General features: G+C 72.2%; 20 protein-coding genes. 11 read left to right on the top strand and 9 right to left on the bottom strand.

The features are described 5' to 3' along the window. Nucleotides 1-78: 78 nt before the first annotated feature. The 3 genes from F8279_RS19745 to F8279_RS19735 all read right to left on the bottom strand — a co-directional run bounded on the left by F8279_RS19745 (nt 79) and on the right by F8279_RS19735 (nt 3,776). Complete coding sequence (locus F8279_RS19745; protein WP_151500716.1) at nt 79-1,599, bottom strand: ABC transporter substrate-binding protein; 1,521 nt, start codon at nt 1,597-1,599, stop codon at nt 79-81. 124 nt (nt 1,600-1,723) lie between these two features. Next, nucleotides 1,724-2,680, bottom strand: coding sequence for a formylglycine-generating enzyme family protein (locus F8279_RS19740; RefSeq protein WP_091422745.1), 957 nt, complete (start codon nt 2,678-2,680; stop codon nt 1,724-1,726). Nucleotides 2,681-2,687: 7 nt separating this feature from the next. Then, nucleotides 2,688-3,776, bottom strand: a complete 1,089-nt coding sequence (locus F8279_RS19735; RefSeq protein ID WP_091422750.1) for a 3-isopropylmalate dehydrogenase — start codon at nt 3,774-3,776, stop codon at nt 2,688-2,690. A 185-nt stretch (nt 3,777-3,961) separates the two neighbouring features. Between F8279_RS19735 and F8279_RS19730 the strand changes: the two genes are divergently transcribed. Genes F8279_RS19730 through F8279_RS19690 form a run of 9 tightly spaced genes read left to right on the top strand, consistent with a single transcriptional unit; the run spans nt 3,962 to nt 14,914 of the window. Continuing rightward, the gene (locus tag F8279_RS19730; RefSeq protein WP_091422755.1) at nt 3,962-5,488 is read left to right on the top strand and encodes a PLP-dependent aminotransferase family protein; all 1,527 of its coding nucleotides are present in this window, start codon (nt 3,962-3,964) and stop codon (nt 5,486-5,488) included. An 11-nt stretch (nt 5,489-5,499) separates the two neighbouring features. Then, entirely contained in the window at nt 5,500-6,753 is a 1,254-nt protein-coding gene (locus tag F8279_RS19725; protein ID WP_151500715.1) for a M20 family metallopeptidase, read from the top strand. Further along, nucleotides 6,750-8,192 carry an aldehyde dehydrogenase family protein gene (locus F8279_RS19720; RefSeq protein WP_151500714.1) on the top strand — a complete coding sequence of 481 codons (1,443 nt, stop codon included), beginning with the start codon at nt 6,750-6,752 and terminating at the stop codon, nt 8,190-8,192. The genes F8279_RS19725 and F8279_RS19720 overlap by 4 nt, the downstream gene beginning before the upstream one ends. Before the next feature lie 22 nt (nt 8,193-8,214). Next, nucleotides 8,215-9,159 carry an ABC transporter permease gene (locus F8279_RS19715; RefSeq protein ID WP_091422766.1) on the top strand — a complete coding sequence of 315 codons (945 nt, stop codon included), beginning with the start codon at nt 8,215-8,217 and terminating at the stop codon, nt 9,157-9,159. Next, a complete protein-coding gene (locus F8279_RS19710; RefSeq protein WP_013288207.1) occupies nt 9,156-10,040 on the top strand; it encodes an ABC transporter permease in 885 nt (294 codons plus the stop codon). The genes F8279_RS19715 and F8279_RS19710 overlap by 4 nt, the downstream gene beginning before the upstream one ends. A gap of 5 nt (nt 10,041-10,045) precedes the next feature. Next, nucleotides 10,046-11,032 carry an ABC transporter ATP-binding protein gene (locus F8279_RS19705; RefSeq protein ID WP_225853334.1) on the top strand — a complete coding sequence of 329 codons (987 nt, stop codon included), beginning with the start codon at nt 10,046-10,048 and terminating at the stop codon, nt 11,030-11,032. Beyond that, complete coding sequence (locus F8279_RS19700) at nt 11,029-11,853, top strand: ATP-binding cassette domain-containing protein (protein WP_151500713.1); 825 nt, start codon at nt 11,029-11,031, stop codon at nt 11,851-11,853. Before F8279_RS19705 ends, F8279_RS19700 begins: the two co-directional genes overlap by 4 nt. Beyond that, entirely contained in the window at nt 11,850-12,605 is a 756-nt protein-coding gene (locus tag F8279_RS19695) for an SDR family NAD(P)-dependent oxidoreductase (protein ID WP_091422776.1), read from the top strand. The genes F8279_RS19700 and F8279_RS19695 overlap by 4 nt, the downstream gene beginning before the upstream one ends. Nucleotides 12,606-12,613: 8 nt before the next feature. Then, the gene (locus tag F8279_RS19690) at nt 12,614-14,914 is read left to right on the top strand and encodes an arylsulfatase (protein WP_151500712.1); all 2,301 of its coding nucleotides are present in this window, start codon (nt 12,614-12,616) and stop codon (nt 14,912-14,914) included. A gap of 75 nt (nt 14,915-14,989) precedes the next feature. Here the strand turns inward: F8279_RS19690 and F8279_RS19685 are convergent, their stop codons facing one another. From F8279_RS19685 to F8279_RS19665, 5 genes are all read right to left on the bottom strand, one after another. Next, a complete protein-coding gene (locus F8279_RS19685) occupies nt 14,990-16,288 on the bottom strand; it encodes a dihydrolipoamide acetyltransferase family protein (RefSeq protein ID WP_151500711.1) in 1,299 nt (432 codons plus the stop codon). 14 nt (nt 16,289-16,302) lie between these two features. Then, on the bottom strand, nt 16,303-17,277 hold the full coding sequence (locus tag F8279_RS19680; protein ID WP_151500710.1) for an alpha-ketoacid dehydrogenase subunit beta: 975 nt from the start codon (nt 17,275-17,277) through the stop codon (nt 16,303-16,305). Between the two features lie 28 nt (nt 17,278-17,305). Beyond that, nucleotides 17,306-18,436, bottom strand: coding sequence for a thiamine pyrophosphate-dependent dehydrogenase E1 component subunit alpha (locus F8279_RS19675; protein ID WP_151500709.1), 1,131 nt, complete (start codon nt 18,434-18,436; stop codon nt 17,306-17,308). Between the two features lie 116 nt (nt 18,437-18,552). After that, entirely contained in the window at nt 18,553-19,884 is a 1,332-nt protein-coding gene (locus tag F8279_RS19670) for an aspartate aminotransferase family protein (RefSeq protein WP_151500708.1), read from the bottom strand. A 20-nt stretch (nt 19,885-19,904) separates the two neighbouring features. Continuing rightward, on the bottom strand, nt 19,905-21,395 hold the full coding sequence (locus F8279_RS19665) for a CoA-acylating methylmalonate-semialdehyde dehydrogenase (protein WP_175438789.1): 1,491 nt from the start codon (nt 21,393-21,395) through the stop codon (nt 19,905-19,907). Nucleotides 21,396-21,544: 149 nt separating this feature from the next. Between F8279_RS19665 and F8279_RS19660 the strand changes: the two genes are divergently transcribed. Beyond that, on the top strand, nt 21,545-23,188 hold the full coding sequence (locus tag F8279_RS19660; RefSeq protein WP_151500706.1) for a PucR family transcriptional regulator ligand-binding domain-containing protein: 1,644 nt from the start codon (nt 21,545-21,547) through the stop codon (nt 23,186-23,188). Between the two features lie 4 nt (nt 23,189-23,192). On the opposite strand, the gene F8279_RS19655 is transcribed toward F8279_RS19660, so the two are convergent. Then, entirely contained in the window at nt 23,193-23,573 is a 381-nt protein-coding gene (locus F8279_RS19655; RefSeq protein ID WP_151500705.1) for a hypothetical protein, read from the bottom strand. 318 nt (nt 23,574-23,891) lie between these two features. On the opposite strand from F8279_RS19655, the gene F8279_RS19650 reads away from it, so the two are divergent. Beyond that, a partial coding sequence (locus tag F8279_RS19650; RefSeq protein WP_151500704.1) for a methylmalonyl-CoA mutase occupies nt 23,892-25,573 on the top strand: 1,682 nt, incomplete at its 3' end.

The following is a 25,573-nucleotide window of genomic DNA, read 5'->3' as shown; positions in this document are numbered from 1 at the left end:
CCAAGAAGTAACCCAGTTCCATGCTCGGAAGGACCTGGTGGGCGGAGCCCACCAGGTCCTTCCGAGCATGGAACTGGGTTACTTCTTGGACACCTTGGTGACGTCGAAGGACTGGGTCACCGCGTCCTTCGGGTAGCCCTCGACGCCGTCGCGGATCACCGCGAGGTTCGGCAGCAGGAACAGCCAGTCGCTGGCGGCCTCCTGCGAGATGACCTTCGCGGCCTCGGCGAACTTCTTGTCCCGGGCCGCCGCGTCCAGGGCCGTGTCGGCCTCGTTCATGAGCTGCGTGACGGCCGGGTTCTTGTAGCGGTAGTAGTAGTCCGGCTGGCCGTAGCGGACCAGGTCACGCGGCTCGACGTGGGCGATGATCGACAGGTCGTAGTTGGCCTTGCCGAGCACCTTGTCGAGCCACTGCGGCATCTCGACGTTGTTCTGGGTCACCTTGATGCCGACCTCGGCGAGCTGCGAGGCGACGAACTGCGCGGACGCGCGGGCGTAGCCGGGCGGCGGGACGTCCATGGTCAGGGTGAGCCCGCCTGCGTGACCGGCCTCGGCGAGCAGCTGCTTGGCCTTGGCGGGGTCGTGCGGGAAGTCGCCGGTGCGGTCCTCGTACCAGGGGTCGCTCGGCGGCACCATACTGCCGATCTTCGTGCCGTACCCGGACCAGACGGTCTTGATCAGCGCGTCGTGGTCGATCGCGTGGCGGACGGCCTGGCGCACCCGGACGTCGGCCAGCGGGCCCTTGCCGTTGTTCATGGCCAGGACGACCTCACCGGTCGTCTTGCCCTCGACCACCTCGAACTGCTTGTTGCCCTTGAACACCTCGAGCAGCTGCGGCGCCTGGATGTTCGCCACGATGTCGAGCTGACCGGAGAGCATCGCGTTGTTCAGCGCGTTGGCGTCGGTGATGTACCGGAAGACGGCGGTGCCGACCTTCGCCTTCTCGCCCCAGTAGCCGTCGTTGCGGACCAGGGTGATGCTGTCGCCGCGGTTCCACTTGTCGAACTTGAACGGGCCGGTGCCGTTCGGCTTCGTCCCCAGGTCGGTGGCGTTCTCCTTGAGGACCACGCCGACGCGGCCGGCGACGTCGAACAGCCAGCTCTGGCTGGGCCGGGACAGCGTCACGTCCACGGTGGACGCGTCCGGCGCCTCGACGGTCTTCACGACTGTCATCTGCGACTTGAACGGGTTCGTCGAGCCCTCGGCGGTCACCCGCTTGAAGCTCCACACCACGTCCTGCGCGGTGAGCTTCTGGCCGTCGTGGAAGGTCACGTTGTCGCGGAGCTTGAACGAGTACTTGGTGCCGTCGTCGGACACCTTCCACTCGCTGGCCAGCAGCGGCTCCACCTCGCCGGTGCCCGCGTTCTGGCGCACCAGGCCCTCGTACACGTTGTAGAGCAGGACCTGCGGGATCGCGGCGCCGGCCTCGGCGGTCAGGTCGAGGCTCACCGGCTCCAGGTAGGCGCCGAGGGTGACCGTACCGTTGCCGGAACCACCGCCGCCGGTGGTGGTCTCCGAGTCACCATCGCTACTGCACGCGGTCAGAGCCAGCGCCGTGGCGAGCAGCACGGCGGGCAGCGTTATCTTCAGCCGATTCATTCGTGTGTCCCATCGCGAAGAACGCCAAGGGCGCTCGTAGCCTGTGAGGCGGGACACTATGAGCGTGGTACCCGATGCAAAAGGGCCAGTTCAGCGGGGTCGGCAGGTACCAATCAGCCTCCGGCTACCGGGCCACCCGGAACCCGGTGTTGCCACTTGAGGAGTCAACGGTGGTCCGACTCCGTGCTGCCACGCGGTATCGGTTGCAGTAGGAGTCGTGGCAGAGGTACGAGCCACCCCTGATGACGCTCTCACCTGGTGAGATGCGGCCTCGATGGTCGCGCCAGGGTTCGGCCGTGAGTTCCCAAACGTTGCCCGCGACGTCGTACAGGCCGTAGCCGTTCGGCGGAAACGCGGTCACCGGAGAGGTGCCTGCGAACCCGTCGTCCGCGGTGTTGACAGCGGGGAAGGCGCCCTGCCAGATGTTGCACTGGTGCCGCCCGCCCGGGGTCAGCTCGTCGCCCCAGGCGTAGCGGGCCTGGGACAGCCCGCCGCGTGCCGCGTACTCCCACTCGGCCTCGGTGGCCAGCCGGGTACCGGACCACCGGCAGTACGCCTCGGCGTCCCGGTGCGAGACGTGGACGACCGGATGCCGCTCGCGTCCCCGTACGCCCGACCCGGGCCCGTCCGGGGCGGCCCAGTGCGCCCCCTCGACGGCCAGCCACCACGGCGCCTGCGGGACGGAGGCGTCCAGCACGTACGGGCGCGCGGACGGCGTCAGAAGCAGGTGGAAGACGAACGACCAGCCGTACCGTTCCGCGTCCGTGCGGTAGCCGGTGGCGTCGACGAAGCGGGCGAACTGCCGGTTCGTCACCGGTGTCGCGGCGATCTCGAACGGGCCCACGGTCACCGGGCGGACCGGTCCCTCCAGGTCCTCCGGGAAGCCCTCCGGGTCGTCGGTGCCCATGAGGAAGATGCCGCCGGGCAACGCGATCAGGTCGTCCGTACCCCCGTGTGCGGAGCGGACGGCGCTCGCGCCCGCCGCGGCGCCGGTGCCGGCGGCGGGCGGGCGCTTCGGCGCGCAACACGGCGACGGCGGGGTGCCGCCCCCGCCGCCGTCCGGATCCGATTCGGTGCTCACGCCCGCGTTACGCCGGCAGAACGTCCGCCTGGTACGCGCCCTCGCCGATGACGGCGGCGACGGCGTCGCCGAAGTCCTCGGTCGACATGCCCATCTCCGGCCCGCGCATGGCGCCCAGGCGCGGCAGCACCGCCTTCACGCCGTCCTCCAGACAGCGGGCCGCCTCGGGGTGGCCCAGGTGCTCCAGCATGAGGGCGGCGCTGAGGATCGAGCCCGCGGGATTGGCCCAGCCGCGGCCGGCGATGTCCGGCGCGGAGCCGTGCACCGGCTCGAACATGCTCGGCGCCGACCCCGTCGGGTTGAGGTTGCCGCTCGCGGCCAGGCCGAGACCGCCCTGCACCGCCGCCCCCAGGTCGGTGATGATGTCGCCGAACAGGTTGTCGGTGACCACCACGTCGAACCGCTCCGGCTGCGTCACCAGGTAGAGGCACATCGCATCGACGTGCACGTAGTCCACCTCGATGTCCGGATACTCCGCCGCGACCTCCTCGAAGGTCCGCTGCCACAGGTCGCCGGCGTACGTGAGGATGTTCGCCTTGTGCACCAGCGTCACGTGCTTGCGGCGACCCAGGGCCAGCCGGAAACCGTGCCGGATGAGGCGTTCGACGCCCTTGCGGGTGTTCACCGACTCCTGGGTGGCGATCTCGTCCGGCCCGCCCCGGTGGACGAAGCCGCCGGCGCCGACGTAGGCGCCCTCGGTGTTCTCCCGCAGGATCACCAGGTCGCACTGCTCCGGGCGGAGCCCGCCGATGGGCGTGGGCACGCCGGGCAGCAGCTTGACCGGCCGCAGGTTCACGTACTGGTCGAACGCGGTCCGCAGGTGGATCACCAGGCCGCGTTCGAGCACGCCGGGCGGCACCGACGGGTCGCCGACGGCGCCGAAGAGAATGGCGTCCGCCTTGGCCAGTTCCTGTTCCACGTCCGGCGGCACGACCTGGCCGGTGATCCGCCAGTAGTCCGCGCCGAGTTCGTAGTCTTCCCAGACCAGGTCGATCCCGAACCGTCGGGCGGCGGCGTCGCACGCCTTGACCGCCTGCGCGGTGACCTCCGGTCCGATGCCGTCGCCGGGCACCAGCGCGATTCGCTGGGCGCTCATGAGTCCACCCCTGTCCGCGTGCAGGAGACCGTCACCTGCCATCGCCCGGCCAAGCGTGGCGGGAACGGGCCCTCCGCAACAGGTCCAGGTCTCCGGCTAGGCTAGTACCAGCGGGACGCATAGGGCGTGTGCAGGGCGTACGACGACGGGACGAGGCGAGACCCCCGCGGGAGTGGGAGGTCGAGGTGGCGGATTTCCTGCTGCCGGTCAACCCGCAGAGCGCGGTTCCGCTCTACGAGCAGATCATCACCGGGCTCGAGGACGCCATCCTCGCCGGGCAGTACGACGACGGCCCGCTGCCGAGCACGCGCCGCCTGGCCGAGGCGCTCGGCGTCTCCCGGAACACGGTGCTGACCGCGTACGACCGGCTCATGGAGCAGGGCCTGATCGTGACCGTGCCGCGGCGCGGCCTCTACGTCTCCTCCGACGCGGTGGTGCGGATGCGGGCCGCGCGGCGGACCGCCCGCTCCCCGATGCAGCCGATCGACTGGGCGGCGCGGCTGCCGGAACCGCCGCCCACGCCGGTGCACCGGGATCCGGCCTGGGCGCGGGCGCCGTTCCCCTTCGTGGTCGGCCAGCCCGACCCCTCCATGTTCCCGATCGGCGCGTGGGAACGGGCGCAGCGTGAGGCGCTGCGGCAGGACGGGCTGTCCCGGGTCATCGGGGACGCCGGCCAGGCCGACGACCCGGAGCTGGTGCGTCAGCTCTGCGAGCACGTGCTGCCGGCGCGCGGCATCTCCGCCCACCCGGACCAGGTGATGATCACGCTGGGCTCGACGCACGCGCTGCACCTGCTGGCGAGCGTCCTCGTCCGGCCGGGAAGCGTGGTGCTCGTCGAGGACCCCGGCTACCCCGACGCGCGGACGATCATGCAGATGGCCGGCGCCGACGTGGTGCCCGGCCGGGTCGACGAGGACGGACTGGTCGTCGAGGACCTGCCGGCGGACCTGCACGGCGCCCAGCTCGTGTACGTGACGCCGAGCCACCAGTACCCGACCGGCGCGACCATGTCGGCGTCCCGCCGTGAGGAGCTGCTGCGCCGGGCCGGCGCGGCGGACGCGGTCGTGATCGAGGACGACTACGACCCGGAGATGACGTTCCGGGGGATGCCCGCGGTGGCGGTGCGGGCGCTCGACGACGAGGACCGCGTCGTCTACCTCGGCAGCTTCAGCAAGCTGCTGGCGCCGGGGCTGCGGCTCGGCTACGTGGTGGCGTCCCCGGCGCTCGTGGACGCCATGCGGGCCCGCTCCCGCTACGTGCTGCGCCACCCGCCCGGCCCGATGCAGCGCGCCCTCGCGCAGATGGTCGCCAGCCGGGACCTGGCCCGCCACGTGCGCCGCGTCCGCGCCCACTACCAGGGGCTGTACGAGGAGATGGTGCGGGCGGTCGAGCGGCACGTGCGTTGGGGACCGCAGCCGGTGCCGCGCGGCGGACTGGCCCGGTGGATCACCGGCCCGCCGGGGCTGGACGCCGGGGAACTGGCCCGTGAGCTGCGCCGGCAGGGTGTCCTGCTGGACCCCGGCGCGCCGTACTGGGCGACCCGGCCCGCCCCGCGTCACCACCTGCGCCTGGGGTACCAGGTGATGCCGCTGGACCGCATCGACGAGGGGGTGCGGCGGGTCGCCGCGGCCGTAGAAGACCAGGTCCGGCCGCGACTGGTACCCCCGCCGACCCGGAAACTGGACGTTCCCCTCCGGGGGCGGAGTTCGTAACCTCCGACGCCATGACGTCGGACACCCACGCCTCCCTCCGCGCCGGCCATCTCGTGGACGAGCAAGCCGTCGTGTCGCTCACCCAGGACCTGGTTCGCATCCCCTCGACCTGGGACGCGGGCCGAGGGCGTAGCGAGCAGCCCGTGGCGGAACTCGTCGCGCAGGTCATGCGGGGATTCGGCTGGCGGCCGGAGGTCACCGAGGTCGTCCCCGGGCGCCCCAACGTCGTAGCGGTGGTGGACGGTGGCCTGCCCGGCCCGACGCTGATGTTCGAGGGGCACACCGACGTCGTCACCGAGGGTTCTCCCGAGGAGTGGACGGTCGACCCGTTCGGCGGCGACATCGTCGACGGGCGGCTGTACGGTCGCGGCTCCGCCGACATGAAGGCCGGTGTCGCCGCGATGATCCACGCGACCCGGGCCGTCGAGCTGGCCGGGCCGTTCCCGGGCCGGATCGTGGTGGCGGCTCTGGTGGACGAGGAGGGCCAGATGCTCGGCGCGAAGCACTTCACCACGACAGCGCTGGCCCGCGAGGTGGACGCCGCGATCGTCTGCGAGCCCGAGGCGGAGGAGATCTGCGCGGTCGCCAAGGGCGCCGTCCGCCTGCTGGTCACCTGCACCGGCAAGATGGCGCACGGCGCGATGCCGCAGCACGGCCGCAACCCCGTCCCCGCCGTGGCCGAGCTGGTCGCCGCGCTGGGCCGGTTCCAGAAGGAGCTGCAGGCCGACCCGGGCGAGCACGTGCACCTCGGCCCGACGTACCTGACCCCCACGGTCCTGGACGCCGGCTCCGCCGACCAGCTCAACGTCATCCCCGGCCGCGCCGTGCTCGGCGTGGACTGCCGGACCGTGCCCGGTGTCGACCACGCCGCCCTCGCCGCACGCGTCCGCTCCGACGCCGACGCCATCGGCACCCGGCACGGCGTCACATTCGCCGTCGAGGTCGTCGACGACCGGCCGTGCGCGGTCACCCCCGAGGACCACCCCGTCTCGCTCGCCGTGGCCGAGGCGCACCGCGCGGTCACCGGCGCCGAGCCCGTCTTCGGCGGTGTACCCGGCGCGACCGACGGCACGATCCTGTGGCGTGACAGCGGCATCCCGAACGTGGTGTACGGCCCCGGCCCGAAGTGGATCGCCCACCAGCCCGACGAGTACGTCGAGGTCGACGACATCGTCCGCAAGACGAAGGTCTACGCCGAGGCGGCGCTGGCCTTCCTCACCGGTGCCACCGGTGCCACCGGCGCCCGGGCGGGTGCGGCGTCGTGACCGCGCAGGAGCTGCTCACCGCGCTGCCCGCCGGGCTGCCGATCGGCGCCGGCTGGACCACCATCGCGCAGACCGCGCCGGTGCGCTTCCCGTACGACGGCAGCACCGTGACCCAGGCGCCCTGGGGCGCCACCGCCGACGCCGAGGCGGCTGTCGACGCCGCGCGGGAGGTCGCCGCGGAGATGGCCGGCCTGCCCGGCCACCGGCGGCGCGCGATCCTGACGGCAGTCGCCGCCGAGGTGCGCGCCCGCGCCGACTCGCTGGCCGAGCTGCTGGTCCTGGAGACCGGCAAGCCGCTCGCCGACTGCCGGGTCGAGGTCGCCCGCACGCTCGTCACGCTGGAGACGGCCGCCGAGGAGGTCGGGCACCTGACCGGTGAGACGGTGGCGCTGGACATGCAGCCGGCCGGCGAGGGCATGCTCGGTTTCTGGGTACGTCGCCCGGTCGGCGTCGTCGTCGGCATCACCGGGTTCAACTATCCGCTGCTGCTGGCCGCGCACAAGGTCGCGCCGTCGGTCGCGGCGGGCTGCCCGGTGATCGTCAAGCCGGCGCCGAACACGCCGCTGGCCACGCTGGTGCTGGTCGACCTGTTCCGCCGGGCGGGCTGCCCGGCCGCCGGGGTCCAGCTCGTCACCGGTGGCGTCGAGGTCGGCAAGCTCCTGACCACGCACCCCGACGTCGCCGCCGTGTCCTTCACCGGATCGGCGCACGTCGGCCACCAGATCGCCCGTGCCGCGGCCCCGCGCAAGGTGCTGCTGGAACTCGGGTCCAACGCGGCGCTCGTCGTCGGCCGCGACGCCGACCTCGACCGGGCCGCCGAAGCAGTAGTACGCGGCGGGTTCTACGCCTCCGGCCAGGCGTGCATCAGCGTGCAGCGGGTGATCGTCGAGGAGCCGGTCCGCGAGGCGCTGCTGGAACGCCTCCGGCCGCTGCTGGCCGCAGTCACCACCGGCGACCCCCGGTCCGCCGACACCCGCGTGTCCGCCCTGGTGGACGAGGCGTCCACCGAGCGGGTGCACTCGTGGGTGGACCGCGCGGTCGCCGCCGGGGCCCGCTGCCTGGCCGGCGGTACGGCGCAGGGCCGGGTGCTGCAACCGACAGTGCTCGTCGACGTCCCCGAGGACGCCGAGTGCTGGGCGGAGGAGATCTTCGGGCCGGTGGTCTGCGTCCGGTCGGTGCCGGACATGGACGCGGCGGTCGAGCTGGTCAACCGGTCCCGCTACGGGCTCCAGGCCGCCGTCTTCACCCGTGACCTGGCTGTCGCCCTCGACGTCGTGCGCCGCCTCGACGTCGGTGGTGTGCTGGTCAACGAGGTGCCCGGCTTCCGCGCCGACAACATGCCGTACGGCGGCGTCAAGGACTCCGGCATCGGGCGGGAGGGACCGCGCTTCGCCATGGAGGAGCTGACCGTGACCAAGATGGTGATGATCAGGCCATGACTCGGAGTGGGAGCACACACGCATGGTGATCTACTTCGTCCGGCGGCTGGCCATCCTCGCGGTATCGCTGTTCGCCGCGTCCATCCTCGTCTTCACGATGCTGGCGCTGCTGCCGGGCGACCAGGCGCAGGCGATGCTCGGGGTGAACGCCACCCCGGAGGCGCTGGAGGCGCTGCGGGAGCAGTTCGGGACGAACCGGCCGTTCACCGAGCGGTACCTCGACTGGGCCGGTGGCCTGATCCGCGGTGACTTCGGCATCTCGCCGCTCAGCGGGGTGTCGGTCGGCTCGGAGATCGCCGACAAGCTCGGCGTCACGGTGCCGCTCATCCTGGCCGGGATGACGCTGGCGCTGCTCATCGCCGTGCCGCTGGGCATCCTCGCCGCCGTGAAGAGCCGTACCCCGGTCGGGACGGCGCTGTCCGCGCTGAGCCAGGTCGGCATCGCCGTTCCGTCGTTCTGGCTCGGCATCCTGCTCATCACCGTGTTCGCGGTGAAGCTGCAGTGGCTGCCCGCCGGCGGGTTCACCGGGTGGGACGACTTCGGCGGGGCCGTGCAGGCCCTGCTGATGCCGGCGCTGGTCCTCGGCGTGGCCCAGGGCGCGATCCTGATGCGCTACGTCCGGTCCGCGGTGGTCGAGGTCATGCAGGAGGACTTCATCCAGACCGCGCGGGCCAAGGGACTCAGCCGCTCGCAGGCGCTGACCCGGCACGCGCTGCGCAACGCGGCCATCCCGGTCATCACCGTCCTCGGTCTGCAACTCGCGACGCTGCTCATCGGCACCGTCGTGATCGAGAACGTCTTCGGCCTGCCCGGTCTCGGCCGGATGCTGCTGCAGGACGTGGGCAACCGCGACCTGCTGAAGGTGCAGGGCACCGTGATGGTGCTGACGGCCGCGGTGCTTCTGATCAACTTCGTCGTCGACGTGGTGTACCACGCGGTCGACCCCAGGCTGAGGAGCAAGGCATGACATCAGTCGCCGACGCCCCACCGGACGCCACCGCCGACGTCGTCGCGGCCGGCCCCGTCAAGCCGCGCCGCCGCTGGAACCTGACGCTGGTGATCGGCGCCGGCCTGGTGGGCCTGGTCGTCCTCACCGCGCTGGTGTCGTTCCTCTGGACGCCGTACGACCCCACCCGGGTCGACCCGTCGCAGACGCTGCTCTCCCCGGGCGGGGACCACTGGCTCGGCACCGACCACTTCGGCCGGGACATCGTCAGCCAGCTCCTCGTCGGCGCGCGGACCACACTGTTCGTCGGTGTGGTCGCCGTCGCGATCGCCGCCGCTGTCGGCGTACCGCTGGGTCTGCTCGCCGCCACCGGGCACCGCTGGCTCAGCGAGCCGGTGATGCGGGCGCTCGACATCGTGTTCGCCTTCCCGGCCATCCTGCTGGCGATCATCCTGGCGGCCGGCTTCGGCGCCTCCACGCTCACCGGCATGATCGCGATCGGCGTCGCCAACGTCCCGGTGTTCGGCCGCCTCACCCGGGCCGGCGCGATGCAGGTGCTGCAGAGCGACTTCGTGCTCGCCGCGCGCAGCTACGGCCGCCGGGGCGTGGTGCTCATGGTCCGGTACGTGCTGCCCAACATCGCCGCCCTGCTCATCGTGCAGGCGTCGGTGTCGTTCGCGCACGCGGTGCTCGCCGAGGCGGCGCTGTCCTACCTCGGGTACGGCACCCCGCCACCGACCCCCACGTGGGGCCGGATGCTCCAGGAGGCCCAGAACTACTTCGTCGTGCAGCCGATGCTCGCCGTCTGGCCCGGTCTGGCCATCGCCCTGTCGGTGCTCGGCTTCAACCTCATGGGCGACGGGCTGCGCGACGCCCTCGACCCGCGGCTGAGAGGACGGTGACCGGCGTGAGCGGGCTCGTGGTGGAGGACCTCGTCGTCAAGGTCCACGACATCCAGGCCGTCAAGGGCGTCTCGTTCGAGATCGGGCGGGGCCGGCGGATGGGACTGATCGGCGAGTCCGGGTGCGGCAAGTCCCTGACCGCGCTCGCGCTGATGGGCCTGCTGCCCCACGGTGTGACGGCGTCCGGGCGGGTGCTGCTGAACGGCCGGAACCTGCTCGACCTGTCCGACAAGCAGATGTGCGCCGTCCGCGGCAACGACATCGCCATGGTGTTCCAGGAGCCGATGACGGCGCTCAACCCGCTGATGCGGGTCGGCAACCAGGTGGCCGAGTCGCTGCGGCTGCACAAGGGGATGAACCGCGCGGCGGCCTCCGCCCGGGCCGTCGAACTGCTCGAACGGGTCCAGCTGCCCGAGCCCGACCGGACCGCGCGCAAGTACCCGCACCAGCTCTCCGGCGGTCAGCGGCAGCGCGTCGTGCTGGCCATCGCGCTGGCGTGCGACCCGGCCGTGCTGGTCGCGGACGAGCCCACCACGGCGCTGGACGTCACGGTGCAGGCGGAGATGCTGCGGCTGATGGACACGCTGGTGCGCGAGGAGGGCGCGTCGCTGCTGCTCATCACGCACGACCTGCCGGTCGTCGCCAGCATCTGCGAGGAACTGCTCGTCATGTACGGCGGCTCGATCGTCGAGCACGGCGACGTGGCGACAGTCTTCGACTCGCCCCGGCACCCGTACACGGCGGGCCTGCGGGCGTCCACGGTGCTGGAGAGCACCGACGGGAGCGGCCGGCTGTCGACCATTCCGGGCCGCGTCCCGTCGCTCGGGTCGTTCCCCACCGGCTGCGTCTACCGCAACCGCTGCCCGCGCGCCGACGACGTCTGCGGCACGGTGCCGCTGCTGACGGCGCCGCCCGGCAGCACCCAGCGGGCGGCCTGCCACCACCCGATCGAGAGCGACCAGCCCCTAGGAAGCGGGAAGGCCAGCGCATGACCACCACCCCGTTGCTGGAAGCCGTCGACGTGGTGCGCGAGTACCGGTCCCCCCGGCGGTCACTGCGTACGCCGGGCCAGCCGATCCGCGCGCTCGACGGCGTGAGCGTGCAGGTCCACGAGGGCGAGGCGTTCGGCATCGTGGGGGAGAGCGGCTCCGGCAAGTCCACGCTGTCGCGCATCCTCATGGCCCTCGACCAGCCGACGTCCGGCACCGCCTTCTACAACGGGCAGCGGATCAGCGGCGTACCGGAGCGGCGGCTCGGGTTCCTGCGCCGCGACGTGCAGATGGTGCTCCAGGACCCGATGTCGTCGCTGAACCCGCGCATGCGCGTCGCGGACATCATCGCGGAGCCGATGCGCGCGCTGCGCCTGCCCGGCGACCACCGGGCCCGCGTCGCCGAGCTGATGCACTCGGTGGGCCTGCCCGAGGAGGCGGTGACCCGCTACCCGCACCAGTTCTCCGGCGGCCAGCGGCAGCGCATCGCCATCGCCCGGGCACTCGCGGCCGGGCCGAAGGTCATCGTGGGCGACGAGCCGGTCAGCGCGCTCGACGTCTCGGTGCGCGCGCAGATCCTCAACCTGCTCACCGACCTGGCCGAGCAGTTCAAGCTGACCCTGATCCTGGTCTCCCACGACCTGTCCGTCGTCCGGTACCTCTGCGACCGGATCGCGGTGATGAACCAGGGCCGGATCGTCGAGACGGGTGACACCGAATCGATCTACTCCGACCCCCGGCACCCCTACACCCAGAGGCTGCTGTCCGCGGTGCCCACCCTGAGCGGCGACCTCCTGGACCGATTCAACAGGAGCAGCACATGAGGTTGGTTGACCGCGTCGCCGTCGTCACCGGAGGCGCCAGCGGCATCGGACTGGCCACCGTCGGCCGGCTCGTCGAGGAGGGCGCGCGTGTCGTCATCGCCGACCTCGACGGCGACCGCGCCGCCGAGGCGGCCGCCGGGTTCGGGTCCGCCGTCGTCGGCGTGGCCTGCGACGTCACCCGGGCCGCCGACTGCCGCGCCGCCGTGGAGACCGCCGTCGAGCGGTTCGGCCGGCTCGACCTCATGCACGCCAACGCCGGTACGCCTTTCACCGGCCCGCTCGACGAGGTGGACCAGGCGACGCTGGACCGCGTGGTCGACGTCAACCTCAAGGGTGCGTTCTGGACCGCGCAGGCCGCCGCGCCCGCGCTGATCGAGGCCGGTGGCGGCGCGATCGTGTTCACCGCGTCGCTGCAGGCCGTCATCGCCCGCCCCAGGTACGCGCCGTACACCGCCGCCAAGCACGGCGTCATCGGCCTGATGAAGGCGCTGGCGCTGGAACTCGCGCCGCACGGCATCCGGGTCAACGCGATCGCCCCGGCGGCGACCGAGACGCCGATGCTCTCGGCGTTCCTGGGCGGAATGGGGGACGTGCCGGACAGCGCGCGGGAGAACTTCCGGGCGTCGATCCCGCTGGGCCGCATGGCCACGCCGCGCGACTCCGCCGACGCGGTGGTGTTCCTCGCCAGCGACGAGGCGCGGATGGTGACGGGCCACACGCTCGTCCTCGACGGCGGCACCACGGCCGGCTGAGGCGCAGCGTGACCGGCCCTCTGGCGGACCCCCCGTACGAGGGGATCATCGGACGCACCTACGACGAGTCGACGGAGCACTGGAGCACGCCGCCGTCGGCCGCCGCGGGTACGCCGAACGTGGTGTACGTGCTGCTGGACGACGTCGGGTTCGCCGACTTCGGCTGCTTCGGCGCCGAGATCGACACCCCGACGATCGACCGGCTGGCCGCCTCCGGGCTGCGGTACACCAACTTCCACACCTCGCCGCTGTGCTCGCCGACCCGGGCCAGCGTGCTCACCGGCCGCAACCACCACAGCGTCGGCATGCGCATGCTGTCCAACTTCGACAGCGGCTTCCCGAGCGGGCGGGGGCGGATCACCCACGCCGCCGCCACAGTCGCGGAGATGCTCGTCGACGCCGGGTTCAACACCATGGCCGTCGGCAAGTGGCACGTCGCGCCGCTGGAGCACACCACGCCGTCCGGCCCGTACGACCAGTGGCCGCTGGGCCGCGGCTTCGAGCGGTACTACGGCTTCCTGGAGGCCGAGACCGACAACTTCTATCCGGAGCTGGTCCACGACAACCACCAGGTGGACCCGCCGGCCACCCCGGAGGAGGGCTACCACCTCACCGAGGACCTGACCGACCGGGCCATCGGGTTCGTCCGGGACCAGACGTCGTTCACGCCGGAGAAGCCGTTCTTCCTCTACCTGGCGTACGCCGCCGCGCACGCGCCGCACCAGGCCCCGCCGGAGTACCTGGCGAAGTACCGGGGCCGCTACGACAGGGGCTGGGACGTCGTCCGCGCGGACCGGCACCGGCGGCAGATCGGGCTGGGCATCATCCCGCCGGACGCGCCGTTGCCACCGCACAACCCCGGCGTCGTGCCGTGGGACGACGTGCCGCCGGAGCAGCGGCGCCTGTTCGCCCGAATGCAGGAGGCGTACGCGGCGATGGTCGACCACACCGACGCCCAGCTCGGGCGCCTGGTCGACTTCCTGGAGCGGATCGGCCGCCTGGACAACACGATCTTCGTGGTCATGTCGGACAACGGGGCGAGTCCCGAGGGCACGCCGCTCGGCACGCTCAACCCCACGGCCTTCCAGAACCGGGTGCCGGAGAACCTCCAGGACAGCCTGGACCGGATCGACGAGATCGGCGGCCCGCGGGCGCAGAGCAACTATCCGCTGGGCTGGGCGCAGGTCAGCAACACCCCGTTCCGCCGCTACAAGCAGCACACCCACGAGGGCGGGGTCCGGGTGCCGTTCGTGCTGAGCTGGCCCGCCGGTGACGTGCCCGGCGGGCAGGTGCGGACGCAGTTCCAGCACAGCATCGACGTCACCGCGACGGTGCTCGACCTCGTCGGGGTGCAGCCACCCGCGGTGCGCCGGGGCGTACCGCAGATGCCGCTGCACGGCCGCAGCTTCCGCGACGGGCTGCGCGACCCGGCGGCGCCGCCGTCGCGGGACCGCCAGTACTTCGAGATGTTCGGCCACCGCGGCATCTACCACCAGGGCTGGAAGGCTGTCGCGTTCCACGAGCGCGGCACCTCGTGGGACGAGGACCGCTGGGAGCTGTACCGGATCGACGAGGACCCGACCGAGAGCCGCGACCTCGCCGCCGAGTACCCGGAGGTGCTGCGGCGTCTCGTCGAGGAGTTCTGGATCGAGGCGGCCCGCTACGACGTGCTGCCGCTGGACGACAGGGGATTCGCGATCCGGGCCCGGGTGCCACGTCCCGGGTCGGTGCGGGACCGGCTGGTCTTCACCTACCTGGCCGGGGTGCCGACGATCTCCGGTGCGGCCGTGCCGCCGACGATGAACCGCTCGCACGCCATCACCGCGCGCGTGCACCGCACCGACGCCACCCAGGGCGGCGTGATCGTGGTGCTCGGCAACGTCAGCGGCGGGTACGTGCTGCACATCCAGGACAACCACCTGGTGTACGAGTACAACCACCTCGGCACCCACTACGTGCTGCGGTCCGAGGGCGAGCTGCCGCTGGGCCCGGTGGAGCTGACCTTCGAGCTGACGAAGACGGCCGACTGCCAGGGCACCGGCCGCCTGTACGTGGACGGCGAGGCGGCGGGCGAGGCGCTGTTCCCGCGTCTGCTGCCGTTCTTCCACGGCTTCGCGGGCATGGACATCGGGCGCAGCATCCACTCGCCGGTGTCGCCGAGCTACCCGGCCCGGCACGAGTTCTCCGGCGAGCTGGAGTACGTGCGGTTCCGGCTCGCGGCGTCCGAGGAGGTGGGCGAGCCGATCGTGCCGGCGGGCGGCGTCGCGCCGCGACCGTCGGCCGGCGTCGGGTTCGAGGTCGTGGACTGACGCGCGCCGCGCGTACGAAGACGGCGCGTGGACGGACCTCCTTGTCCGTCCACGCGCCGTCCGTCTATCCGGGCCTCAGCGCAGGGCCAGGCCCCACAGCGGGTCCTCCAGGAACCGCCCGACGTGGGCCAGCACCCGGCTGCCCAGCTCGCCGTCCACCAGCCGGTGGTCGAACGACAGCGACAACTGCACGGTCCACCGGGGAACGACCTGCTCGTCGACCACCCACGGCATCCGGCGCAGCGCGCCGAGGCAGAGGATCGCCGCCTCACCGGGGTTGAGGATCGGGGTGCCGGCGTCCACTCCGAAGACCCCGATGTTGGTGATGGTGATCGTCCCACCGGCCAGGTCGGCGGGACGGGTGCGACCCTCCCGCGCGGTGGCCGCCAGCTCGTTCAGGGCGACCGCGAGGTCCCGTACCGGAAGGTTCTGCGCGGCCTTGACGTTCGGCACGAGCAGGCCGCGCGGCGTCGCGGCGGCGATACCCAGGTTGACGTCGGCGAACCGGACGATCTCCTGGTTGTCCTCGTCCCACCGGGCGTTGACGTCGGGGTACCGGCGGACGGCGTCCAGCACCGCGAGCGACGCCACGAGCAGCGGGCTGACCTTCACCCCCTGGAACACCGGATCCTGCTTCAGCCGGTCCACGAACTCGACGGTGCCGGTCATGTCGACGGTGAGGAACTCCGTGACGTGCGGCGCGGTGAACGCGCTGGCGACCATGGCGGCGGCGGTCGCCTTGCGCACCCCGCGGACGGGCAGGCGCTCGTCCCGCCGGTCGCCGGCCGCCGGTGCCGGGCCGGTGGTGTGGTCGAGGAGGTCCTGGCGCGTGATCAGGCCGCCGGGGCCGCTGCCGCGTACCTCGGTCAGCTCCACACCGAGGTCCTTCGCGAGCTTGCGCAGCGGCGGCTTGGTGAGCACCGGCGGCCGGGACGTGTGCGGCCCGCGGACGGGCTCGGCCGGGCGGACGGACGGCGTGCCGCGACGCGGCCGACGCGTCCGCGCCTGGGCGGCCACCCCGTAGCCCACGAGCACAGCGGTGCGCTCCACCGCCGGCTCTTCGGCGGTCGGCTCGTCCTCGGCCGGCGGCGCGGCGGCGGGCTCGTCGGCGGGCGGGGCCGCCGGGCCGTCGCCCGCCGTCCGGATCGCGATGATCGGCGAGCCGACGTCGACGGTCTGCCCCTCCGCGGCGAGCAGGCGGTCCACCACACCGGCGTACGGGCTGGGCAGCTCGACGACGGCCTTGGCGGTCTCGATGTCCACCAGGATGTCGTTGAGGCGCACCGTGTCGCCCGGCGCGACCCGCCAGGTGACGATCTCGGCCTCGGTGAGTCCTTCGCCGACGTCGGGCAGGCGGAACTGCTGAACTGTCACTGACACCTCTCCCTTCAGGCGGCGAGGACGCGGTCGACGGCGTCGAGGATCCGGTCCAGGTCGGGCAGGTACTCCTCCTCGACCTTGGCCGGCGGGTACGGCAGGTTGAAGCCGCCGACCCGCTCGACCGGCGCCTCCAGCGAGTAGAAGCACCGGCTCGTCACCTGCGCGACGACCTCGGCGCCGAATCCGGCGAACGTGGGGGCCTCGTGGACCACCACCGCCCGCCCGGTACGGCGGACGGACTCCTCGACCGTGGCCACGTCGAGCGGGGAGATGGACCGCAGGTCGATCACCTCGATGTCACGTCCCTCCTGTGCGGCGGCCTCGGCGGCGGCGACGCAGGTGGCGACGGTGCCGCCGTACGTCAGCAGCGTCACGTCGGCGCCGGGGCGCACGACCCGGGCGCGGTCCAGCGGCAGCGGCGGCCCGGCGTTCTCGGGCGTCACCTCGCCCTTGACCCAGTAGCGGCGCTTCGGCTCGTAGAAGATCACCGGGTCGTCACCGGCGACGGCCTGGCGGATCATCCAGTGCGCGTCGTCCGGACTGGCGCAGTAGACGACCCGCAGCCCGGCGGTGTGCGCGAAGTACGCCTCGTTCGACTCGCTGTGGTGCTCGACGGCGCCGATGCCGCCACCGACGGGGATCCGCACCACCACCGGCAGGCCGGTACGGCCGCCGGTGCGGGCCCGCATCTTGGCGAGCTGGGAGACGATCTGGTTGAACGCTGGGTAGACGAAGCCGTCGAACTGGATCTCGCAGACCGGGCGGTAGCCGCGCAGCGCCAACCCGATGGCGGTGCCGATGATCCCGGACTCGGCGAGGGTGGTGTCCACCACCCGGGCCTCGCCGAAGTCCTTCTGGAGACCGTCGGTGACCCGGAAGACGCCGCCGAGCCGGCCGACGTCCTCGCCCATCAGGAGGACCTTGTCGTCGTCCTCCATGGCGCGGCGCAGGCCGCTGTTCAGTGCCTGACAGAGGGTGAGCATGAAGAAGTTCTCCGATCGCAGGCGGGCGTCAGTCGAGGAAGGAGGCGCGGTAGGCGACGAACGCGTCGCGCTCCTCCCGCAGGAGCTGGGGCACGTCGGCCAGCACCGTGGCGAAGGCGTCCGCGAGGTCCGGCGCCTCCAGCGCCAGGCACTCCCGGCGGGTACGGTCGGCGAGCTCGTCCGCCTCGGCCTGGATCTCGCTGAGGAACGCCTCGTCGCTCCAGCCCTCGGCGCGCATGAGCGCCTCGACCCGGGCCAGCGGATCGCGTGCCCGCCACGCCTCCAGTTCGGCGTCGGTGCGGTACCGGGTCGGGTCGTCCGACGTGCTGTGCCCACCCATCCGGTACGTGGTGGCCTCGACGATCGCGGGACCGTTGCCGGACCGGGCGTGCTCGGTCACCGCGGACGTCACCGCGTACACCGCCAGCACGTCGTTGCCGTCGACCCACTCGCTGCGCAGGCCGAACCCGGCGCCGCGCCGGTGGATCGGTGTACGCGTCTGCGACGCCGTCGGCGTCGAGATGGCCCACTGGTTGTTCTGGCAGAAGAACACCATCGGGGCGGTGTTGACGGCGGCGATGTTCATGGCCTCGCTCGCGTCGCCCTCGCTGGCGGCGCCGTCACCGAAGTACGTCACGACGACCGTGTCGCTGCCGTCGCGCTGCACCCCGAGGGCGTACCCGGTGGCGTGCAGCAGCTGGGCGGCCAGGACCAGCGTGTAGATGTGGAACGAGTACGGCTCCGGATCCCAGCCGCTGTGCGCGATGCCGCGCCACTGGCGCAGCAGGTCGGCCGGGCCGATGCCTCGCCACAGCGCCGCGGCGTGCTCGCGGTAGCTCGGGAAGACGTAGTCGTCGGCGCGTACCGCCGCGACGGAACCGACCTGGGCCGCCTCCTGACCGCGGCACTGCAACCACAGGCCCAGCTCGCCCTGTCGCTGCAACGCGAACGCCTCGTCGTCGAGGCGGCGGGCGAGCCGCATCCCCCGGTACAGGTCACGGGTGAGGCGGCCGAGGGCGTCGCGGTCGGCGTCGACCTCGGGGTGCAGGCACCCGTCCGGGGTGACGAGCTGGGTCCAGCCCTCGGACGTACGCGGAAGTCCGGTGGTGCCGGTGAAGGGGTTGGTGACCGTTGGGTCGGCGAGATCTACGGTAGTCATTCGTCACCTTCTGGGTGCGTCGGTCTCCGCGTCACCGGGGTCGCCGGCCGTCTCGCGGATCTCGGATACGGGACCGCCCGCCGGGGTGGACCCGGCGGGCGGTGGTGGGCATTGCCTCAGACCGTGTGGCGGTCGGCGAGTGTCAGCGCCTCGTCGAGGATCGCCAGGCCCGCCTTGGCCTCCGTCTCCGACACGGTGCACGGCGGCACCACGTGGATCCGGTTGAAGTTCGCGAACGCGACCAGGCCGCCGCGCTTGCAAGCGGCCAGCACCTCGTTCATCTCCGGCGACGACGACCCGTACGGCGCCAGTGGCTCCTTCGTCTCGCGGTCGCGTACCAGTTCCAGCGCCCAGAACACGCCGAGCCCGCGTACGTCACCGACGCTCGGGTGCCGGTCGGCCAGCTCGCGCAGCCCCGGGCCCAGCACGTCGGCGCCGATCGTGGCGGCGTTCTCGACGATCCGCTCGTCCCGCATCACGTTGATGGTCGCGACGGCGGCGGCGGTGGCCAGCGGGTGACCGGAGTAGGTCAGGCCGCCGGGGTAGGCGCGGGTGGCGAACGTCTCGGCCACGTGGTCGGCGATCACCACACCGCCGAGCGGGACGTAACCGGAGTTCACGCCCTTCGCGAAGGTGATCAGGTCGGGCGTCACGCCGTAGTGGTCCAGCGCGAACCAGGCGCCGGTACGTCCGAAGCCCGCCATCACCTCGTCGGCGATGTAGAGGATGCCGTGCCTGTCGCACAGCTCCCGGACGCCCGCGAGGAAGCCCGGCGGCGGCGGCATGATGCCGGCCGTGCCCGGCACCGTCTCCAGCACGATCGCGGCGATGGTGGACGGGCCCTCCATCTCCACGACGCGTTCGAGGTGGCGCAGCGCGAGCGCGCACTCCTCCTCCTCGGTCGTGGCGCCGAACTCCGACCGGTACAGGAACGGGCCGAAGAAGTGCACCACGCCGGCGGTGCCGTTGTCGCTGGGCCAGCGGCGCGGGTCGCCGGTCAGGTTCACGGCGGTCTGGGTGCCGCCGTGGTAGCTGCGGTACTGCGACAGCACCTTCGGTCGGCCGGTGTGCAGCCGGGCCATCCGGACGGCGTGCTCGATCGCGTCCGCGCCGCCGTTGGTGAAGAACACCTTCTCCAGGCCTGCCGGGGTCAGCTCGGTGATCAGCCGGGCCGCCTCGCCGCGGGCGTCGTTGGCGTAGGACGGCGCGATCGTGCACAGGCGGGCCGCCTGCTCCTGGATCGCCGCGACCACCACCGGGTGCTGGTGGCCGATGTTGGTGTTGACGAGCTGGGACGAGAAGTCCAGGTAGCGGTTGCCCTCGCCGTCCCAGAAGTACGAGCCCTCGGCGCGCTCGACCACCATCGGGTCGAGCAGCGACTGGGCGGACCAGGAGTGGAAGACGTGGGCGCGGTCGAGTTCGTAGGTGCGCTGCGCGCTGGTGCTCATCGGCGTTCTCTCTCCGCTGCTCAGACGTTCTCGGGGAAGCCGAGGTTGATCCCGCCGTGGCTGGGGTCTAGCCACCGGGAGGTGACGACCTTGCCGCGGGTGAAGAAGTGCACGCCCTCGGCGCCGTGGGCGTGCGAGTCGCCGAAGAGGCTGTCCTTCCAGCCGCCGAAGGAGTAGTAGGCCATCGGCACCGGGATCGGCACGTTGACGCCGACCATGCCGACCTCGACCTCGTTCTGGAAACGGCGGGCCGCACCGCCGTCGTTGGTGAAGATGGCGGTGCCGTTGCCGTAGCGGTTCGAGTTCACCAGCGCGAGCGCCTCGTCGTAGCTGCCGACGCGCACGACCGACAGCACCGGCCCGAAGATCTCGTCGGTGTAGACACTCATCTCGGGCGACACCCGGTCCAGCAGGCTCGGCCCGAGCCAGAACCCGGACTCGTCGCCGTCGACCCGTACCTCGCGGCCGTCCACCACCAGCTCGGCGCCGGCTCCGACGCCCGCGTCGAGGTACGACGCGACGCGGTCGCGGTGCTCGCGGGTGACCAGCGGCCCCATGTCGCAGGAGCGCCGCCCGTCACCGACCTTCAGCGTGGCGATGCGCTCGCGGATCCGGGCCACCAGGTCGTCGGCGACGGGCTCGACGACCACCAGGGCCGAGATCGCCATGCACCGCTCGCCGGCCGAGCCGAACCCGGCGTTGACCGCCGCGTCGGCGGCCAGGTCCAGGTCGGCGTCCGGCAGCACCACCATGTGGTTCTTCGCGCCGCCGAGGGCCTGGACGCGCTTGCCGTTGCGGGTGCCGGTCTCGTACACGTACCGGGCGATCGGCGTGGAGCCGACGAACGACACCGCCTTGACCTCGGGGTGCTCCAGCAGCCGGTCCACTGCCACCTTGTCGCCGTGCACGACGTTGAACACGCCGGCGGGCAGGCCGGCCTGCTCCCAGAGCCGGGCCACGAGCAGCGACGCGGACGGGTCCTTCTCGCTGGGCTTGAGGACCACGGTGTTGCCCGCCGCGATGGCGATGGGCACGAACCACATCGGGACCATCACCGGGAAGTTGAAGGGGGAGATGACGGCGCAGACGCCGACCGGCTGGCGGATGGAGTAGACGTCCACGTTCGTGGACACGCCCTCGGAGTAGCCGCCCTTGAGCAGGTGCGGGATCCCGCAGGCGAACTCGACGACCTCCAGCCCGCGGGTGACCTCGCCGAGGGCGTCGGAGACGACCTTGCCGTGCTCGGCCGTGATCAGCTCGGCCAGCTCCTGCTTGTGCTGGTTGACCAGCTCCCGGAACGCGAACAGCACCTGGGTGCGCCTGGTCAGCGACGAGGTACGCCAGGAGGCGAACGCGGCGGCGGCCGAGGCGACGGCCTGGTCCACCTCGTCGACGGAGGCCAGCGGCACCTCCGTCCGGACCGCGCCCAGCGCCGGATCGTAAACTGGGGCCGTACGCTCGGTGACGCCGGCGAACGGCTTGCCGTCGATCCAGTGGGTCACCCGCTCCAGCGGGGCGGGAGCGGGCGCGGTGCCGGGTGCTGTCTGGGTCATGCCCGGGATCATCTGCGCTTCCCCAGGTCCGGGCAATGGGCACTGTGTCGTTCCCGTCCGCGGGAAGCGCACATACTGTGCGCCGGAGGAGAGGGGGAGGCGCTCCGATGCCGATGACCGTCCGTGACGTGCTCGAACTGCCGGCGCTGCAGCAGGCCGGGCCGCGCGTCCTGGCGGGCCGGGACCGGCTCGACGCGCCGGTGCGCTGGGTGCACGTCGCCGAGATCCCCGAGGTCGCCGACCTGCTCCGCGGTGGCGAGCTGGTCCTGACCACAGGCATCGGGCTGCCCCCGGACGACGACGGACTGCGCCGGTGGATCGACGGCCTGGCGGCCGTCGGGGTGGCGGGGGTGGTGGTCGAGCTGGGCCGCCGGTTCGGCGGAACCCTGCCGGCCGGGCTGGTCGAGCACGCCCGCAGCCGGAACCTGCCCCTCATCGCGCTCCGGCGCGAGATGCGGTTCGTCGCCGTCACCGAGGTCGTCCACTCGGTGATCGTCGAGGAGCAGACGGCCGACCTGCTCGCGAAGGACGAGATCCACCGCATCTTCACCGAGTTGTCGGTGGAGGGCGCCGAGCCCCGGCAGGTGCTCCGCGAGGTCACCCGCCTGTCCCGGCGTCCCGCCGTGCTGGAGAACCTCGCCCATCAGGTGCTGGCGTACGAGACCGGCCCGCTGACCGCCGAGGAGCTGCTCGACCGCTGGGAGACCCGCTCCCGCGCGGTCGAGGTCCCGTCCGGCACGGGCTACGAGCCGCGCTCGGGCTGGCTGGTGACGAGCGTCGAGGCGCGCGGCAACCGGTGGGGACGGCTCGTGCTGCTGTGCGACCAGGAGCCGCCGGCCCGGACCCGGGTGCTGCTGGAACGCGCCGCGTCCACCATCGCGCTGAACCAGCTCGTCGCCCGGGACTCCTCGTCGGTCGAGCGGCAGGCGCGCAGCAGCCTGCTGCTGAGCCTCGTCAACCACTCCGCGCCCACCCGGGACGTGGCGCTGCGGGCGCGCGGGCTCGGTGTCGTCCTGGAGCAGCGACTGCTGCTCGGCGTCGTGGTCCGGCGGCGCCGGCCGGTCCAGGCCACCGGCGGCGAGGCGAACGCGCGCCGGCGGGAACTGCTGGACGCGGTGGAGACGGCGGTACGCGAGTGCGGGCTCGCCGCGCTCGTCGGCGACGTGGACGAGGCGGCCGGCGGCACCGGCGTCACCCTCCTCGTCGCGCTCGACGGGACCGGCTCCGACGAGGCCGCGCTGGGGAGCCTGTCCGCCGCGCTCACCCGGGCGGGTCACCGGGCCGGCGCGGACGTCGTGGTCGCCGCCGGATCGGTGGTCCGGACGCTCGACCTGGCCCGGCGCTCACTGGTCGAGGCGGCGCAGGTAGCCGACGCGACAGTGCACACCGCCGAGCCGCGTCCGTTCTACCGGCTGCACGACGTCCGCCTCCGGGGCCTGCTGTACCTGCTGCGCGACGACGTGCGCCTGCAGACGTTCGTCGAGCGCGAGCTGGGTCCGCTGCTCTCCTACGACCAGCGCCACGGCACGAACCACGTCGCCCTGCTGGAGACGTACCTGGTGGAGGGGCGCAACAAGCGGCGCGCCGCGGACGCGATGTCGCTGTCGCGATCAGCGCTGTACCAGCGGTTGGAGCTGATCGAGCGGGTGCTCGGCGTCGACCTGGATTCGAGCGAGCGGCGGCTGTCGCTGCACGTGGCGCTCACCGCGCGGGCCGTCATGCGCGCCGGCGGCCCGGAGGCCACCGGCTGACCGGTCACCTGTGGGTGCTGCGGCCCGACCGGAGGCGCCGGGCGCCGTCGCGGGTCGGCGCGCTGTGCACGCTGACGCTGACGACCGGTACGGCGTTCGCGACGCTCTTGCGGACCGTCTCCATCGGCGCCGTGGCGGGGGAGCACTCCACGATCATCACCGCGGACCGGTCGGGGCACTGCACGTACTGGACGTGTGAGACGGCGACCCGGCGGGAGTGCAGCACGGACAGCACCTTGAGCAGCCCGGTCGTGGAGTGACCCACGCCGAGGTGGATCACCATCGTGCACGGCGTGCCGTGCTCACCGGCGGGCTCGTCGTGCGGGCGGCCGGTGGCCGGCCGGGGAAGATCGACGGTTGCGGGGGTGGATGCGGACACGCTCACGGGGGCCTCACTAGGACGAGCCGACAGGATCGCTTGGCCGGCGACGCACGCGGAGGCGTACGCCGCCTAGGTAATCAGCCGGGTCGCGATTCGATTGCCCACGGCCGGAGTCTGGCACGGGAACCCGGTCTCCGGGAGGTCGCGCCGGGCAGCCGTCCGCCACGTGAGACAGGGCCCTGACCTGCGGATCGACGGTGATGGGTCGTCCCGGCGCGGCCCGTGGCGGGGTTACCGGCCGGTACGCGAGCCCTTAAGGATCGTTCAGGATCTCGCTCTACACTCGGAACCGGGACGACGACTTGAGAAGGAGCTCCGCGCATGGACGCTGACGAGATCGCCGCCGGTCGGGCCCGCTGGCAGGCCCGCTACGACGCCGCCCGCAAGCGCGACGCGGACTTCACCACGCTGTCCGGACTGCCGGTCGAGCCGGTGTACGGCCCGCCGGAGGACACCGCGTACCCCGGGTTCGAGCGGATCGGCTGGCCGGGCGAGTTCCCGTACACCCGGGGTCTGTATCCGACCGGCTACCGCGGGCGGACCTGGACCATCCGGCAGTTCGCCGGCTTCGGCAACGCCCGGCAGACCAACGAGCGTTACAAGATGATCCTCGGCGCGGGCGGCGGAGGTCTCTCCGTCGCCTTCGACATGCCGACGCTGATGGGCCGCGACTCGGACGACCCGCAGTCGCTGGGCGAGGTCGGCCACTGTGGCGTCGCGATCGACTCGGCGGCCGACATGGAGGTGCTGTTCGACGGCATCGACCTGGCCGGCGTGACCACCTCGATGACCATCTCCGGCCCGGCCGTGCCGGTCTTCTGCATGTACCTGGTCGCCGCCGAACGGCAGGGCGCCGACCTGTCCACCCTGGACGGAACACTCCAGACGGACATCTTCAAGGAGTACATCGCGCAGAAGGAGTGGCTGTTCGACCCCGAGCCGCACCTGCGCCTCATCGGTGACCTGATGGAGTACTGCGCCCGGGAGATCCCCCGGTACAAGCCGCTGTCCGTCTCCGGCTACCACATCCGCGAGGCCGGTTCGACCGCCGCGCAGGAGCTGGCGTACACGCTCGCCGACGGCTTCGGGTACGTCGAGCTGGGCCTGTCGCGCGGGCTGGACGTCAACACGTTCGCCCCCGGCCTGAGCTTCTTCTTCGACTCCCATGTGGACTTCTTCGAGGAGATCGCCAAGTTCCGCGCCGCCCGCCGGATCTGGGCCCGCTGGCTGCGCGACGTGTACGGCGCCACCAGCGAGAAGGCACAGTGGCTGCGGTTCCACACGCAGACCGCCGGGGTGTCGCTGACCGCCCAGCAGCCGGTCAACAACGTGGTGCGTACCGCCGTGGAGGCCCTGGCCGCGGTGCTCGGCGGCACCAACTCGCTGCACACCAACGCGCTCGACGAGACGCTCGCCCTGCCCACCGACGAGTCGGCCGAGATCGCCCTGCGTACCCAGCAGGTGCTGATGGAGGAGACAGGGGTGACGAACGTGGCCGACCCGCTCGGCGGCTCCTGGTACGTCGAGGAGCTCACCGACCGGATCGAGGCCGAGGCGGAGGAGATCTTCGCCCGGATCAAGCAGCTCGGCGGCGAGGGCCCGCACACCATCGGCCCGATGACCTCCGGCATCCTGCGTGGCATCGAGGACGGCTGGTTCACCGGGCACATCGCCGAGTCGGCCTTCGTCTACCAGCAGGCGCTGGAGAAGGGCGACAAGAAGATCGTCGGCGTCAACTGCCACACCGGCACCGTGGCCAAGGACCTGGAGATCCTGCGCATCTCGCACGAGGTGGAGCTGGAGCAGCGCCGGGTGCTGACCGAGCGCAAGTCGGCCCGCGACGACGCCGCCGTCACCGCCGCCGTCAAGCGGATGGTCGATGTGGCGCGGACCGGCGAGAACATGATCCCCGCCATGCTCGACGCGGTCCGCGCCGAGGCCACCCTCGGCGAGATCTGCGACGCCCTCCGCGCCGAGTGGGGCGTCTACCGCGAGCCCGCCCG

Source organism: Micromonospora sp. AMSO1212t (assembly GCF_008868145.1).
GTDB classification, from domain to species: domain Bacteria; phylum Actinomycetota; class Actinomycetes; order Mycobacteriales; family Micromonosporaceae; genus Micromonospora; species Micromonospora tulbaghiae.
This window is presented reverse-complemented; position numbering and strand designations above follow the sequence as displayed.